We start from the raw sequence: 15,625 nt of genomic DNA, 5'->3' as shown, positions 1-15,625 counted from the left end.
CATGCGTTGTCGCTCCTTCTTGTGGACACGAGTCCACGGCGGCGTCGCTCCTAGCCTGCGCCGGACCAGGGGCCACGCCGGCCTGGGCTTCTGCCGCGCAGACTCCTAGTGCACAGATATCATCGGGTTACCGCCTGACTGTCATCAGGCGAGTGGCCGTGCACCTCGCGATGAACTCGGCCGCGAAGTAAAAAGCAACGACGGAAGTGTCAGCATGAGCTCGCTCAAAGAACTCCAAGAACTCATCCATGAAAAGTACGGCTTGGCACCTGAAGCGCTAGAGCCGAATGCATCGATGCGCGCCAGCGGGATCGACTCGCTTGCGCTGGTTGAGTTCATTTTCGCTGTCGAAGACAAGTACGGCATCAGTATTCCCGACAACAACCCGAACCTCGACACCCTGGCCGAGTTGGCCGACGTGGTGGACCGGTTGAGGGCGGGCGAGACCGCTGCAGTTCCAAGGTGAAAACCGTTCTGGTTGCAGGTCTTGGGGTGGTGTCGCCCCATGGCGATGACACCGAACGCATGTTTGCTGCGCTGATGCGAAGTGAATCGGCGGTGCGGCCGATCTTTCCGGAGCTTGCAAAACCAGCCGCCGCTGCAGCGGTGGCATTCGACGAAAGCCGTTGGTTCAACAAGCTCCAACTGGCGGGGGTTGACCGGGTCAGCCAGATGGCAGTGGCAGCGGCCAGTTTGGCTCTGGCCGACGCCGGGGGACTGAAGGACATCGATCCCGACCGTGTGGGGGTTTATGTTGGTTGCGGGATGGGTGGGGCCCACGCGCTGGACTTGGCCTACCGCAGCGCGGAGCGCGTGCCACCCCTCACCATTCCAGCCTACATGCCCAATGCGCCGGCGGCTCACGTCGCATTGCGTCATGGCACGAAGGGCCCGGTTCTCACTTACTCGGTCGCTTGTGCCTCGTCTTCGGTCGCCATTGCCGAGGCGGCCAAAGCCATCAGGAATGGAGATGTGGACGTTGCCATAGCGGGTGGCAGCGAAGCCCTTTTGGTGCCCGGGGTGGTGATGGCATGGCAAGCCATGATGACTTTGGCTCATGTGGCCGCCGATGGCGAGGTTTCGACAGCTTGCCGTCCATTCGCCAGCGATCGCAGCGGTTTTGTGTTGGGCGAGGGGGCTGCGTTCATGGTGCTGGAGTCTGATGAGCGGGCGCGGGCGCGAGGTGCACGGTCCTACGCAGAACTCGCTGGCTGGGGCTTGAGTTGCGACGCGACGCATCTGACCAAACCCGATGCCGCTGGCCAGGAGCGGGCCATGCGAACCGCATTGCGGATGGCCGGACTGAACGCTGCCGATGTGGGTTACTGCAACGCGCACGGCACTGCGACCAAGATTGGCGACAGTGTCGAAGCTTCAGCCCTACGGGCTGTTTGGGGCTCCGCCATTGATCGATTGCAAGTCAGCTCAACCAAGGCACTGCACGGCCATTTGCTGGGCGCTGCGGGTGCCATCGAGGCTGTGGTGACCGTCCTGGCCCTGCACCACGGCCGATTGCCACCCAACGCTCACACTTTCAATCCTGATGCAACCCTAGGCCTCCAACTGGTGCCTCCCCAAGGCCAAACGGACGCTGACCTTCGTGCGGCCGTGAGCAGTTCTTTCGCCTTCGGGGGCACCAATTCCGTTTTGGCTTTTCGGCGTCCTGCGTGATCCAGTGATGCGCCATCGAGCCACGTTCGCGTCGCCACAAAAGGGGTGAATCGGTGGTGACCTGACTGAAGGCATCGCCCCGATCTCAAGAGATTCGCCGAAGCAGGCTCGCTTGGAGCGCTCGCAGCGCCCTCGACCTGAACGCCGCACCGATGACCGGCGATCCCGCCGAAGGTGACGGGCGCCTCACAGACATTCAGCCCGGCAACAGCGCCCCCAGCAACAGCCGCGCCCCGGCCACGTTGGTGGCGCAGGGCACGTCGTGCACATCGCAAGCGCGCACCAAGGCATTGATGTCGGGCTCGTGCGGCTGCGGTGTCATCGGATCGCGCAGGAACACCACAGCGTCCACACCGCCTTCGGCCAGGCGCGCGCCGATTTGCAGGTCGCCGCCCAGGGGCCCGCTCAGGTAGCGGTGCACGGTCAAGCCCACCTCGGTTTGCAAGCGCCCGCCGGTGGTGCCGGTGGCCATCAAGGTGCAGGGGTGCAGGCGGTCGGCAAACTCTCGGGCCAGGGCCACCATGGTGTCCTTCTGGCGGTCGTGGGCGATGAGGGCGATGCGAAGGGGCGTGGTCATGGCAGCAGGGGGCTGATGTGCAGTTGAAGCTCGCGGCTGCGGCGCGGCACGGCGTCGCCGCTGCGCCACTCGCCCGGGGTCGCGGGGGAAGGGGCCGGATCGTCGTGGCGCAGCACAGTGGTCCAGCGGCCCGACGGCACCCACAGCGTGGTGTGCCAGGCCTCGGTGGCGCTCGCGGTCTCGGCGCCGTCCCACCGCAAGGTCACGCGGACAGAGCGGTCCGAGCCCACCGATCCAGCGCGGCCGGCAACGTCGGGGGCACCAACCGCCTCCAGCCGAACCCACAGGCGCTGCAGCGTGGCCGGCTCGGCCGCCGCCTCGGGGGTCCAGGGGATCGGCAACTGAACCCGGCCCAGGTCGACCCAGGCCAGGGTGCCTTGGGGGCGCGACAAGGTCCAGGCGGCCTCCGCCCCCACGCTCAGCCGCAGGCGGGGGGCCAGGGTCTCCACGGCGTCCTCGGGTCGGCGGGTGGACCAGACGCGCTGACCGGGCGACACCTGGGCGGCGGGCGGTACGGCCCAGCGAACCCAGCGCAATTGCACCTCCCAAGCAACAGTGGCATCGGCCGCTCGGGCCAGCCAAGGCACAACAAGCCCAGCCCACAAGGCGCGCCGTCGCAGGCTCACTCCACCACCACGCGGTCGCGGCCTTCGTCCTTGGCGCGGTAAAGCGCCCGGTCGGCGCGCTCGAGCACCGTGCGCACGGTGTCACCCGCACGCCACGCGGTGAGACCCGCGGAGAAGGTCAGGGCCGGTTGGCCTTCGGGCCGCTCACCGAGAGCCGCCAAGGCCCCGCTGGCCTCGAGCGCGGGCGTGAGCGCCGCTCTCAGCCGCGCCAGGGCCAAGTGGGTGGCACCCGGGTCGGAGCCGCTCAGCACCAACAAGAACTCCTCGCCGCCCCAGCGCACGAAGGTGTCCCCCTCGCGGAAGGTTTCGCGGCCGGCGTTGGCGAAAGCTTGCAGCACCGCATCGCCCACGGCGTGGCCGTGCTGGTCGTTCACGCGCTTGAAGTGGTCGAGATCGATCAGGACGACGCTGAGCGCCTGCCCGGGATCGCGTCGCTGGCGGGTGAGCGCCTGCTCCAACAAAGCGTCGCCGAAGCGCCGATTGAACAGGCTCGTGAGCGCGTCGCGGTGGGCCAGCGCCTCGATACGGGCCAGGGCCTCGTTGAGTTGCTGGCGCTGCTCGCTCAGCCGCACCCGGATCCGCATCAGCCGCTCAGCCAAGAAGCCCGTGCCCCCGAACAACACCACCGTGGACAACAACACGACCGAATCGAGCCACCGGTCGCCGGCCCTGGGCCAGGGGTTCCAAGCGATCACCAGGGCCAGCATGACCCAGCCAAACACCCCCGCGCGCCAGACCAAGCCGGTGGACAAGCGGAACATGCCAAAGCACAGAATGACCATCATGGCGCCGGGCACCAAGCCCCCCACACGGCTCACGAAGGGATAGGCGGTCGCCGTGAGCGCCAAGGCTGCCAACATTTGCGCTTGCGTGAGCGATGGATCTGGCCAACGGGTCGAATGACCGCTGCGCAGCAAGACGTAGAAAACGAGGTACACCACCAAGGTGCTGAGCCACCACAGCCCGACCGCCGTGCCGTGAAGGCCCTCGTAATGGCTGACCCCCAGCACAAACGCCCACTGGGTCACCATCAGGGCACTGCCGACCAGGAACTGGCCGACCCGCAAGCGCATGTCGGGGTCGGTGCCCAGCAATGCCGTCCAGCGCAGGGGCAGGGCCGGCGGCGGCGGATTCGGGATGGGGTCAGCGCTCATGAGCGGTCGGGGCCAGGGCCAAAGCCTACCGCGACATCGAGCCCGCACCCAGGCCCAGGTGTTGCAAAGGCAGGGCGCCTGCGGCTTTCACCTCGCCCAGGCTGAAGCTGGTGTGCACGTCGCCCACGTTGGGCAGCACCAGCAGGGTGTCGAGCGTGAAGCGGCTGAAGGCATCGAGGTCGGTGGCCACCACCTGCAGCTCGAAGGTGCCGGCGCCGCTGATGTAGTGGCAGCTGATGACCTCGGGTAGCGCGCGCAAGGCCGCCTCGAGTTGGCGGGTGGCGGCGGCGTTGTTGCGGTCGGCGTCCACGCGCACGAAGGCCAGCACGCCCAGGCCGATGCGACGGCGGTCGATCTCCGCCCGGTAGCCGGTGATGTAGCCCTGCTCCTCCAACCAGCGCACGCGGCGCCAAGTGGGCGCGGCGGTCAGACCGATGCGGGCCGCCAGCTCGGCGTTGGTCAGCCGAGCGTCGTGCTGAAGCGCGGCCAGGATGGCGATGTCGTAGCGGTCGAGCGCACTGCCGCTGCGCTCAGCGTCGGGCGCTTCATCGGCCTTGGGCAGACGCGCCACGGCGGCGCGAGGGTCTTTCGCTCGGGCTGGCTTCTTGGCGGTCATCGGCGGTTTTTGTGCACCACGGCAGCAACAGGATTGCTCAATCTTCGGTTTTCGGCGCAAACATCGCAAGCACTTCGCGCACCGAAGTTTCTACACTGCCGGGTTGCTTGCGCCCCGCCCCACAAGGGCTTGCCCGCAGCCCGTTGCCGCGCTCAACCGAGCACACTCAAACGACCCCCAGGCCAGGAGCCTTGACCATGAACGCCCCCCTGCCCGAGCACATCCGCCGCGCGTTGGACACCGTCACGCTGGACGACAAGTACCAGCTCGACCGAGGCCGCGCCTTCATGAGCGGCATCCAGGCCCTGGTGCGCCTGCCCATGCTGCAACGTGCCCGCGACGCGATGCACGGCCTGAACACCGCCGGCTTCATCAGCGGCTACCGCGGCTCGCCCCTGGGCGGCTACGACCAGGCCCTGTGGGCCGCACGCAAGCACCTGGAGAAGAACCACGTCGTCTTCAAGCCGGGCGTGAACGAAGAGCTCGGCGCCACCGCTGTGTGGGGCACGCAGCAGCTCGACCTGTACCCCGACAAGAAGAAGTACGACGGCGTCTTCGGCATCTGGTACGGCAAGGGCCCGGGCGTGGACCGCTGCATCGACGTGTTCAAGCACGCCAACATGGCCGGCACCGCCAAGCACGGCGGCGTGATCGCCATCGCCGGCGACGACCACATCGCCAAGAGCAGCACGGCCGCGCACCAAAGCGACCACGTCTTCAAGGCCGTGGGCTTCCCGGTCTTTTTCCCGACCACGGTGCAAGACATCCTGGACATGGGCCAGCACGCCTTCGCCATGAGCCGCTACAGCGGCCTGTGGAGCGGCATGAAGACGATCCAGGAGATCGTCGAGAGCGGCGCCACGGTGGACGTGAGCCCCGACCGCGTCAACATCGTGCTGCCCACCGACTTCGAGATGCCCCCGGGCGGCGTGCACATCCGCTGGCCCGACCCGCCGCTGGACCAAGAAGCCCGCATGATGGACTTCAAGTGGTACGCGGCCCTGGCCTACGTGCGCGCCAACCGGCTGAACTACAACGTCATCGAGGGCCCTAATGGTGGCCAGGGGGACCGCTTCGGCCTGATCGCCAGCGGCAAGGCCTACAACGACACCGTGCAGGCCCTGCACGACCTCGGCCTGGACACCGACACCTGCCGCCGCCTGGGCATCCGCCTGCACAAGGTCAACGTGGTGTGGCCGCTGGAAGCCACCATCACCCGCGACTTCGCCACCGGCCTGCAAGAGATCCTGGTCGTCGAAGAAAAGCGCCAGGTCATCGAGTACCAACTGAAGGAAGAGCTCTACAACTGGCGCCCCGACGTCCGTCCCAACGTGATGGGCAAGTTCGAGGAGAGCGAGGGCGACATGAGCGGCGGCGAGTGGAACCGCCCCAACCCCAGCGACCGCTGGCTGCTGCGCGCCCAGGCCGACCTGACGCCAGCGATCATCGCCCGCGCTATCACCAAGCGTTTGAAGAAGCTGGGCGTGGATGCCGACGTCATGGCCCGGCTGGACGCCCGCATGGCCGTCATCGAGGCCAAGGACCGCGCGCTGAACGACGAGGTCAGCGTGGCCGGCGGCGCCGAGCGCGTGCCCTGGTTCTGCAGCGGCTGCCCGCACAACACCAGCACCCGCGTGCCCGAAGGTTCGCGCGCCGTGGCCGGCATCGGCTGCCACTACATGGTGAGCTGGATGCCCGGGCGCAACACCAGCACCTTCACGCAGATGGGCGGCGAAGGCGTGCCCTGGGTGGGCCAACAGCCCTTCACCACCGAAAAGCACATCTTCACCAACCTGGGCGACGGCACCTACTTCCACAGCGGCATCCTGGCCATCCGCCAGAGCATCGCCGCCGGGGTGAACATCACTTACAAGATCCTCTACACCGACGCCGTGGCCATGACCGGCGGCCAGCAGGTGGGCGAGCGGCCCGAGGGCCACTCGGTGCTGCAGATCATGCAGTCGGTGCTGAGCGAAGGCGTGGCCAAGCTGGTCATCGTCACCGACCAGCCGGAGAAGTACACCGGCGTGGTGCTGGCCCCGGGCGTGACGGTGCACCACCGCGACGAGCTGGACGCCATCCAGCGCGAGTTCCGCGAGATCCCCGGCGTCACCGCCATCATTTACGACCAAACCTGCGCCACTGAAAAGCGCCGCCGCCGCAAGCGCGGCAAGATGGCCACCAGCGACAAGCGCGTGGTCATCAACGAATTGGTGTGCGAAGGCTGCGGCGACTGCGGGGTGCAGAGCAACTGCCTGTCCATCGAGCCGCTGGAGACCGAGTTCGGCCGCAAGCGCCAGATCAACCAAAACAGCTGCAACCAAGACTTCTCGTGCGTCAAGGGCTTCTGCCCCAGCTTCGTCACGGTGGAAGGCGGCACGCTGAAGAAGGCGCAGGCCAAGAAGGCCTCGCCCACCGACAACGCCCTGCTGGGCGAGCTGCCTCACCCCACCCTGCCCGGCTGCGAAGAAGCCTGGGGCATCGTGGTGGCCGGCGTGGGTGGCACGGGCGTCATCACCATCGGCCAACTGCTGGGCATGGCGGCCCACCTGGAAGGCAAGGGCGTCGTCACGCAAGACGCCGCTGGCCTGGCTCAAAAGGGCGGCAGCACCTGGAGCCACATCCAGATCGCCAACACCCAGGACGCCATCCACTGCACCAAGGTGGGCACGGCCGAGGCCGACCTCGTCATCGCCTGCGACGGCATCGTGGCCGCCAACAAAGCCACGCTGCAAGTCATGCGCCCGGGCCGCACCTACGTGGCCCTGAACACCCACCGCAGCCCGACGGCCACCTTCGTGCTGAACGCCGACTGGCAGCACCCCGGTGGCGCCTGCGAAACCGCGCTGGCCCACGCCGTGGGTGAAGACCTGCTGGGCAAGTTCGACGCCGAGGAAGTGGCCGTCAAGCTGCTGGGCGACAGCATCTACACCAACCCGCTGATGATGGGCTTTGCTTGGCAGCAGGGCCGCATCCCGCTGAGCCATGCCGCCTTGATGCGCGCCATCGAGCTCAACGGCGTGCAGGTGCCCAACAACAAGGCCGCCTTCGAGTGGGGCCGCCGCTGCGCCCACGACTTGGCCAAGGTGCGCTCGCTGTTCGCCGCGCAGTCGGTCATCCAAATCGTCAAGCGCCCGGGCGTGGACGAGATCGTGGCCAAGCGCGTCGAGTTCCTCACCGGCTACCAGAACGCCGCCTACGCGGCCGAGTACCGGACCTTCGTCGAAAAAGTGCGTGCCGCCGAAGCCAAGATCGGCAGCGGCACGGCTCTGACCGAGGCGGTGGCGAAGTACCTGTTCAAACTGATGGCCTACAAGGACGAGTACGAGGTGGCGCGCCTGCACACCGACCCCAGCTTCCTGGCCAAGATCGCCGCGCAGTTCGAGGGCGACGTCAAGCTGGTGCACCACCTGGCCCCGCCGCTGCTGGCCAAGAAGAACGCCAAGGGCGAGCTGGTCAAGCAGCCCATGGGCCGCTGGATTCGCCCGGCCTTCCACCTGCTGGCCAAGCTCAAAGGGCTGCGAGGCACGGCCTTGGACGTCTTCGGTCACACGGCCGAACGCAAGATGGAGCGCGCCCTCATCCAGCAGTACCGCGCCACCGTCGAGGCCATCCTGGCCCGCTTGAGCGCCGAGCGCCTGCCGCAGGCCCTGGAGTTGGCCCGCCTGCCGGAGGACATCCGCGGCTTCGGCCACGTCAAGGAGCGCCACGCCCACGCGGTGCAAGCCAAGTGGCAGCAGTTGCTGGCGCAATGGAACGGATGAACGGATGAACGGATGAACGCCTGATCGCTCGGCCACCCGACGCCCCCAACAACGCCCGCCGGTTCTGCCGAGCGGGCGTTTTTTGCCCTGACTTCTTGCGCCACCGCCGCGCTCGGGTAGCCTTTGCGCCCTCTCCAGCCCCTGCCTGTGCTGACCATGGCCTCTTCGACCCTTCGCGCGCTGCTTGGCGCCCTGAGCCTCACCTTCCTGGCCGCGGCCACGGCCGCCCCGTTGGCCCCCGTGCGCACCGTGGAGGGCATCACCGAGTACCGGCTGCCCAATGGCTTGCAGGTGCTGCTGGCCCCCGACGCCAGCAAGCCCACCACCACGGTGAACGTGACCTACCGCGTGGGCAGCAAGCACGAGAACTACGGCGAGACCGGCATGGCCCACCTGCTGGAGCACCTGATCTTCAAGGGCACGCCCAAGCACCCCAACGTGTGGGCCGACTTCGCCAAGCGCGGCCTGGCCGCCAACGGCACCACCTGGTTCGACCGCACCAACTACTACGCCTCTTTCAGCGCCAACCCCGACACCCTGAAGTGGTACCTGGGCTGGCAGGCCGACGCGATGGTCAACAGCTTCATCGCCAAGAAGGACCTGGACACCGAGATGACGGTGGTGCGCAACGAGATGGAGATGGGCGAAAACAGCCCCGGCAACATCGTCTTCGAGCGCCTGTTCGCCACCATGTTCCAGTGGCACAACTACGCCAAGAGCACCATCGGCGCCCGCACCGACGTGGAAAACGTTGACATCGGCCGCCTGCAGGCCTTCTACCGGCTGCACTACCAACCCGACAACGCCACGCTCATCGTGACCGGGCAATTCGACCCGGCGCAAACCCTGGGCTGGATTCAAAGCAGCTTCGGTCCACTCAAGAAGAGCCCCAGGCCGCGCCCCAAGCTCTACACCCTGGACCCGGTGCAGGACGGCGAGCGCAGCGTCACCGTGCGCCGCACCGGCGGCACGCCCAGCGCCACCGTGGCCTACCACGTGCCCGCCAGCAGCCACCCCGACTTTGCGGCGGTGGAGCTGATCACCCTGCTGATGACCGAGGCCCCGTCGGGCCGGCTGCACAAGCGCCTGGTCGAAGACCAAAAGATCGCCAGTGGCGTGAGCGGGTTTGCCGCGGCTTTGGCCGAACCCGGCGCTCTGCTGCTGGGCGCCGACACCCAGCCCGGCGGCGACCCCGAGGCCTTGTCCAAGGCCATGCTGCCAGTGGTTGAAGGCGTGGCCGCCCAGCCTTTCACGCAAGCCGAACTCGATCGCGCCAAAACCCGCTGGCTCAACCGCTGGGACAAGTTGTTTGGCGACCCGCAGCAAGTGGGCACGGCCCTGAGCGAAGCCATCGCCGCCGGCGACTGGCGCCTGTTCTTCCTGCTGCGCGACCGCGTCAAAGCCGCCACCCTGGCCGACGTGAATCGCGTGGCCAGCGAGCGGCTGCTGCCCGCCAACCGCACCCTGGCCCTGTACGTGCCGACGGAAAAGCCCGAGCGCGCCCCCAAGCCGGAAACCGTGGACGTGGCGGCTCAGCTCAAGGCCTTCGTGCCCCAAGCGGCGCAAGTCAGCGCTGCGGCGTTCGATACCCGGCCGGCCGCCATCGAAAGCGCCACCCAGCGCCTGAGCCTGCCCAGCGGCACGCGTCTGGCCCTGCTGCCCAAGCCCACGCGAGGCGGGCAGGTGAGCGGCCGCGCCACCCTGCGTTTTGGCAACCTGGACGCCCTGCGCGGCCAGCGCGCCACCACCGACCTGCTGGCCATGGTGTTGGACAAAGGCACCCTCACCCTCGACCGGCAACAGCTGCGCGACCGGCTGGACGCGCTGAAGGTGGAGCTGCAAATCGTCAGCGGCACCTCGGTCGTGAGCGTGGGTTGGACCACCACGCGCGAACACGCCGCCGAAGCCAGCGCCCTGGTGCTGCAAATGCTGCGCGAACCGCGCCTGGACGCCGCGGTGCTGGAAGAAATGCGCGCTCAGTCGCTGACCGGTCTGGACGCCTCCAAGGACGAACCCGAGGCCATCGCCGGCAACACCCTCAACCGCCTGCGCAACGCGCACCCCGAGGGGGACCCGCGCAACGAGCGCACCTTCGATGCCATGCGCGCCGAGCTCCAGGCCGTCACGCTGGACGGTGTGCGCAACGCGCACCGCCGCTTGTACGGACCCCAGGCCCTGACCCTGGCCATGGTGGGCGACTTCGACGCCGGCGCGGTGCGTGCCGCCGTCGAGAAGGGCGTGGCCCCATGGAGCGGCGCCCTGGCCCACGAGCGCCTGCCCGAGCCCTACCAGGACTTCCCTGCCGCCGACCTGCGCCTGCGCACGCCGGACAAGCAAAACGCCACCGTCATGGTGGCGCTCTCGGTGCCCCTGAACGACAGCGACCCGCAGTACGCCGCCCTCACCTTGGCCGACTACATCCTCGGATCGAACACCGATTCGCGCCTGTGGGTGCGCATCCGGGAGCGCGAAGGCCTCAGCTACGGCACCTACAGCAGCATCGACTGGAGCACCTTCGAGCCCGCCAGCACTTGGGTGTTTGGCGCCATCTTTGCGCCGCAAAACCGCCCACGCGTCGAAAAGGCCCTGAAGGAAGAGTTCGCCCGCGCGCTGAAGGACGGCTTCACCGCCCAGGAGCTGACCAATGCCAAACGCGCGCTGCTGAACTACCGGCGCTTGAGCCGCGCCCAAGACGGCGGTCTGGCCGGCAGCCTGGCGCAGCAGAGCTACCTGGGCCGCACCATGGCCCGCACGGCCGAGGTGGACGCGCAGATCGAAGCCGCCACGCTGCAGCAGGTCAACGACGCCCTGCGCCGCCACCTCCGCCTGGACGCGATGCAGATCGTGTGGGCGGGCGACTTCAAGGACGAAGCCGCCGGCGCCAAGTGATGCAGCCCTGCCGCCGCGCCTTGCTCACCGCCCTGCCAGGCCTGCTGGCCCTGGGCGCGTGTGGCACGGTGGTGCCGCCACCCCGCGCGGAAGGCGCGCCAGCCTCGCTGCTGGACGCCTTGGCCGCAGGCAACGCCCCCAACGCCCCCAACGCCCCCAACGGCGGCCGGCTGTGGCGCCTCGATGCCGGGGCGTCGCGCCTTCGGATCGTGGCCTTCCGCGGTGGCACGGCCGCGCGCTTGGGCCACCACCACCTGCTGGAAGCCGGCGACGCCGAAGGCGCGCTGTGGCTGCCGGAGCAAGGCCTGACCGGCGCCCAGGGCGAGCTGCGCACGCGCCTGGATGCGCTGGTGCTCGACGACCCGCGCTGGCGGGCCGAGGCTGGGGGCGAGTTCAACGAAAAGCCGCTGGACGCCGACGCCATCGCCGCCACCAAGCGCAACCTGCTCTCGCCCCAAGGCCTGAACGCCGCCGCCCACCCCGAGGTGCGCCTGCAGCTCGTGCAACTCACGGGCGCCGCGCCCTGGTGGGCGGCCACCGTGGCCATGACCCTGGCCGGGCGCACGCAGACCTACCGCGTGGCCCTGGCCGTGGCGCAAGGCGCGCAGCAGCTGCGCCTGCAAGGGCGCTTGGTGCTGCGCCACAGCGAGCATGGGCTCGCCCCCTTCAGCATCCTCGGCGGCCTGCTGGCCGTGCAGGACGAGGTGCTGCTCGACGCCGACCTGCGGTGGCGTTGAAACCCTGGGTGCTGCGCGACGCCGACCCCAGCGGACCGGCGGCTACCGCGCTGCTGGCTCTGGCCGCCCGCGAGGTCTGGGCCTTGTACGACGACCCGCAGGCCCTGACGCGCCCGACCCCGCAAGACCCGCCCTTGGCGCCTGGTGCGCATCACCTGCTGGCCTGGGTCGACGACGAGGCCGTGGGCGGCGCCGGCCTGCGCCCGCTGCAAGACGGCGTGCTGGAGCTGCGCCGCGTTGTCGTTCGGCCCGCCTGGCGCGGCCGAGGCGTGGCCGACGACCTGGTGCGCGCGCTGCTCCACCGCGCGCGCCAAGCCGGCGCGCAGGCCGTGTGGCTGGAAACCGGCGAGCGCCAGCACGCCGCGCTGCGTCTGTACACGCGCCTGGGCTTTCGGCCCATCGCCCCCTTTGCCGAGCATGGCAGCGACCCGACCAGCCGCTGCCTGGGGCTGCGGCTGGCCGAGGGCCTCAGCGGTCCGTGAGCGTGCCCAAGAAGGCCACGATGTCGGCCACGTCCTGCTCGCTCAAGGTCGGCGCGCCGCCGGGCCGCCCGCCGAAAGGGACGCGCCGTTCCACGTTGCCCTGGTAGGCGACGGGCAGGTCGTTGAAGCGCTGCACCGTGCCCGCCACGGTGGGGTACCAGGCGCCCGGGTTGGTGTCGCGCGTCGCGTAGAAGCGCACCACCTCCTCCAACGTGGCGAACTTGGCGTTGTGCATGTAGGGCGCGGTGAGCGCCACGTTGCGCAGCGTGGGCACGCGGAACTTGCCGCAGTGCTGGGTTTGCGCCGCCAAGTCGGTGCGGCTCGGGCCGCACAGGCCCAGGTCGAAGAAGGCGGGGTCGGCCGTGGCCCCGCTGGCGTTGCGCGGCACGCCCAGCGCGTGGTAGCTGAAATCGGTGAACAAGGCCGGGCCACCGCCTGGCCGCGGGGCGCTGCTGTGGCAGCTGGCGCAATTGCCGCGCTGCGGGTCGTTGAAGGCGGCCAGGCCCCGCGCCTCGGCCGCGGTGAAGGTGGCCGTGCCAGCCTGCACCTGGTCGAACTTGCTCGTGAAGGGCTGATAGTCCGGGTCCAGTTGTTGGTACAGCGCGATGGCGTTGGTCGCCGCCGTCATCAAGGCCTCGTCGCTGGCGTTGGCGGTCAGGCTGTAGGCGTTGCGCAGCGGCTCCCAAGCGGGGCTGCCGCGCAGGCGGGCGGCGAAATCGGCCACGCTGGCATTGGCCATCTCCTTGGGGTTGAGCAAGGGGCCGCGGGCCTGCTCCTCCCGCGTGGCGGCACGGCCGTCCCAAAGCAGGCCACCGTGCACGCGGCCGTTGGCTTCGAGGGTGAAGGCGCCCGCTTGGCTCAAGTAACGGATGGAGGGCGAGCTGCGCAGGCCCTGCTGGTCCAGCGATGCCCCGCCCAGGGGCAAAAAGGTGCCGGCTGGGTCGGCATGCCCGCGGGCCGCGTCATGGCAACTGGCGCAGCTTTGTCGCCCGCTGGCCGACAACCTGGGCTCGTGAAACAACAACTCGCCCACAGCGGCTCGGGCCGTGGGGCTGGTGTCGGGCGCCGGTGCCGGTGCCGGGGCGGGGACGGGCGTCGGAGCAGGTGCCGGGGCCGGCGTGGGCACCGAGCTCGTGCCACCCCCGCCGCAGGCGCTCAGCGCCAGGGCGACGGGCAGCACCCAAGGGGCAACGAGCGTGCGCATGGCGGCCTCCTCGCGCACTCAGGGGCGACGCTCGCCGCCAGCGGGCTCGGCGTGATGGCGCTCGTGGCGGCGGCCGCGCTGGAGCTGTCGCAGTTGCTCCGGGCTCAGCAGGGCTTGCATTTCGCTGCGCTGCTGCTCGTGCAGTTGCTGTCGGGCCTGTCCGTGGCGGGCCATCAAGGCGACGACTTGCTCAGACTTGGCGGCGTCCAGGCCCAAGCTACGCTGCAGCTCGGCGGCCGAAGGCGGCGCAGGGGGGCGGCGCTCGCCAGCCGGCTGCGCATGGGCGCCAGTGCTCCATGCCAGCACCAAGGCGCCGGCGGCCAAAACAAAGGATCGGTAGGACATGATCGTCTCCACAACGAGGAACAAGGGAAGGCCATGCTCGCCCCCGGGTGCGGAGCCACGATGGAGCCTTTGTGGAGACCGCCTCCACAGTTCGCGCGCGGGGGCTTTCTAAGATCCCTGGCATGCGACTGCGCCTCGTTCACCAATTGAGCCTGTTGCTGGTGGGCACCAGCCTGCTGGCCGTCATGGGCTTGGCCGCGTTGACGGCCACCCATCTGCGCAGCGGCTTCACCGAGTACTTGCGCGCCCAGGACGCTGTCCGCTTGGCCACCTTTGCCGACGGGGCGCGCTGGGCCATCGAACGCCATGGCCTGGACGGCCTGGCCGCCCACCCCGACGCCTTGATGGCGCCCTTGCTGGGTGGGCCACCGCCGCCGCGCCCCGAGGCCTTCGCACCACCGGAACGGGGCGAGCGCGGACGCCGCCCGCCCCGGCCCGAAGAACGCGGCCCACGCGGCTTTTCCATCACCACCCCCGACGGTCAATTGGTGTGGGGCCGGCGCCTGCCGCGCGACCGCGAGGTGCTGCACCAAGCCATCGAAGTGGACGGCCGCACCGTGGCCGTGGCGCACTTCGTGCCCCGCCGCGACCCCAGCGACGACGAGGCCGACGCCCGCTTCCTGAAACGCCAGCTCACCGGCTTGGCCGGGCTGGGCCTGGCCATGGCCGCGCTGGCCGCCCTGGTGGCCGTGGCCGTGGCCCGTCGCTGGATGCGCCCGCTGGCCGCCGCCCAAGCCGCCACGCGGCGCCTGGCGCAGGGCGAGTTCGAGCACCGCCTGCCGCCCACCGACGGCCGCTGGCGCGACGAACTGGACGACCTGGCGCAAGACCTGAACCGCCTGGCCGAAGGCCTGCAGCGCCTGGAGGGCAGCCGCCGCCGCTGGGTGGCCGAGCTGAGCCACGAACTGCGCACGCCGCTGACCGTGATGCGCGGCGAGCTCGACGCCGTGGCCGACGGCGTGCGCCCGCTCAACGCCGAGCGCCTGGACAGCCTGCGGCGCGAGGTCGCTCGCCTGACCCGCCTGGCCGACGACTTCGCCCTGCTGGCCCGTGGCGACCTGCAGGCCCTGCCCGTGCACCGCCAGCCCACCGACCCCATCGCCCTGCTGGCCCAAACCCGGGCCCGCTGGGCGCCGCGGCTCGACGCCGCCGGCCTGGCCAACGACTGGCAATGGCCCGATCTGCCCACGATGGTCTCGGCCGACGCCACCCGGCTGCAGCAGGTGCTGGACAACCTGCTGGGCAACGCCCTGGCCTACACCCAGGCCCCGGGTCGCGTGGCGGTGCGCGCCGAGCGCGCCGGCGCGCAAGGCTGGCGCGTCACCGTGGACGACAGCCCACCCGGCGTGCCGGATGCCGACGAGCGCGAGCGCCTGTTCGAACCCCTCTACCGGCGCGACGCCTCGCGCACCCGCGCTGGCGCGGCCGACGACGGCGGCAGCGGCCTGGGCCTGTCCATCGCCCGCGCCCTGGTCCAGGCCCACGGCGGGCGCCTGCACGCCGAGGCCTCGCCCCTGGGCGGCCTGCGCCTCGTGATGGAGCTGCCCGGGTGAACCCGTC

13 protein-coding genes are annotated in these 15,625 nt (G+C 69.6%); 7 read left to right on the top strand and 6 right to left on the bottom strand.

The window, feature by feature from the left end:
- Positions 1-214 precede the first annotated feature (214 nt).
- Positions 215-466 carry an acyl carrier protein gene (locus tag O9335_RS11020; RefSeq protein ID WP_298387878.1) on the top strand — a complete coding sequence of 84 codons (252 nt, stop codon included), beginning with the start codon at positions 215-217 and terminating at the stop codon, positions 464-466.
- A complete protein-coding gene (locus O9335_RS11015; protein ID WP_298387876.1) occupies positions 463-1,671 on the top strand; it encodes a beta-ketoacyl synthase in 1,209 nt (402 codons plus the stop codon). Before O9335_RS11020 ends, O9335_RS11015 begins: the two co-directional genes overlap by 4 nt.
- Positions 1,672-1,867: 196 nt before the next feature.
- Here the strand turns inward: O9335_RS11015 and O9335_RS11010 are convergent, their stop codons facing one another.
- Genes O9335_RS11010 through O9335_RS10995 form a run of 4 tightly spaced genes read right to left on the bottom strand, consistent with a single transcriptional unit; the run spans position 1,868 to position 4,644 of the window.
- A complete protein-coding gene (locus tag O9335_RS11010) occupies positions 1,868-2,248 on the bottom strand; it encodes a methylglyoxal synthase (protein WP_298387874.1) in 381 nt (126 codons plus the stop codon).
- Positions 2,245-2,874, bottom strand: a complete 630-nt coding sequence (locus tag O9335_RS11005; RefSeq protein ID WP_298387872.1) for a hypothetical protein — start codon at positions 2,872-2,874, stop codon at positions 2,245-2,247. Before O9335_RS11005 ends, O9335_RS11010 begins: the two co-directional genes overlap by 4 nt.
- Positions 2,871-4,028, bottom strand: coding sequence for a GGDEF domain-containing protein (locus tag O9335_RS11000; protein ID WP_298387869.1), 1,158 nt, complete (start codon positions 4,026-4,028; stop codon positions 2,871-2,873). The genes O9335_RS11005 and O9335_RS11000 overlap by 4 nt, the downstream gene beginning before the upstream one ends.
- A gap of 25 nt (positions 4,029-4,053) precedes the next feature.
- Complete coding sequence (locus O9335_RS10995) at positions 4,054-4,644, bottom strand: Lrp/AsnC family transcriptional regulator (RefSeq protein WP_298387867.1); 591 nt, start codon at positions 4,642-4,644, stop codon at positions 4,054-4,056.
- Between the two features lie 197 nt (positions 4,645-4,841).
- On the opposite strand from O9335_RS10995, the gene O9335_RS10990 reads away from it, so the two are divergent.
- The 4 genes from O9335_RS10990 to O9335_RS10975 all read left to right on the top strand — a co-directional run bounded on the left by O9335_RS10990 (position 4,842) and on the right by O9335_RS10975 (position 12,516).
- Positions 4,842-8,408, top strand: a complete 3,567-nt coding sequence (locus O9335_RS10990; RefSeq protein WP_298387865.1) for an indolepyruvate ferredoxin oxidoreductase family protein — start codon at positions 4,842-4,844, stop codon at positions 8,406-8,408.
- 156 nt (positions 8,409-8,564) lie between these two features.
- Positions 8,565-11,297 carry a pitrilysin family protein gene (locus O9335_RS10985; RefSeq protein ID WP_298387863.1) on the top strand — a complete coding sequence of 911 codons (2,733 nt, stop codon included), beginning with the start codon at positions 8,565-8,567 and terminating at the stop codon, positions 11,295-11,297.
- On the top strand, positions 11,297-12,034 hold the full coding sequence (locus O9335_RS10980; protein WP_298387861.1) for a YceI family protein: 738 nt from the start codon (positions 11,297-11,299) through the stop codon (positions 12,032-12,034). The genes O9335_RS10985 and O9335_RS10980 overlap by 1 nt, the downstream gene beginning before the upstream one ends.
- Positions 12,025-12,516, top strand: a complete 492-nt coding sequence (locus O9335_RS10975) for a GNAT family N-acetyltransferase (protein WP_298387859.1) — start codon at positions 12,025-12,027, stop codon at positions 12,514-12,516. Before O9335_RS10980 ends, O9335_RS10975 begins: the two co-directional genes overlap by 10 nt.
- Here O9335_RS10975 and O9335_RS10970 read toward each other — a convergent pair.
- Together O9335_RS10970 and O9335_RS10965 are read right to left on the bottom strand one after the other, a co-directional pair.
- Positions 12,503-13,720, bottom strand: a complete 1,218-nt coding sequence (locus O9335_RS10970) for a cytochrome c peroxidase (protein ID WP_298387857.1) — start codon at positions 13,718-13,720, stop codon at positions 12,503-12,505. The genes O9335_RS10975 and O9335_RS10970 overlap by 14 nt on opposite strands.
- Positions 13,721-13,738: 18 nt before the next feature.
- Positions 13,739-14,065: a hypothetical protein gene (locus tag O9335_RS10965; protein WP_298387855.1), complete on the bottom strand. Its 327-nt coding sequence runs from the start codon at positions 14,063-14,065 to the stop codon at positions 13,739-13,741.
- Between the two features lie 122 nt (positions 14,066-14,187).
- On the opposite strand from O9335_RS10965, the gene O9335_RS10960 reads away from it, so the two are divergent.
- Positions 14,188-15,618 carry an ATP-binding protein gene (locus O9335_RS10960; RefSeq protein WP_298387853.1) on the top strand — a complete coding sequence of 477 codons (1,431 nt, stop codon included), beginning with the start codon at positions 14,188-14,190 and terminating at the stop codon, positions 15,616-15,618.
- The last annotated feature ends 7 nt before the right edge of the window (positions 15,619-15,625 follow it).

This window comes from Inhella sp. (assembly GCF_027532025.1).
GTDB lineage: Bacteria > Pseudomonadota > Gammaproteobacteria > Burkholderiales > Burkholderiaceae_C > Inhella.
The sequence above is the reverse complement of the archived record's forward strand: the minus strand, read 5'-3'. Positions and strand labels throughout refer to the sequence as shown.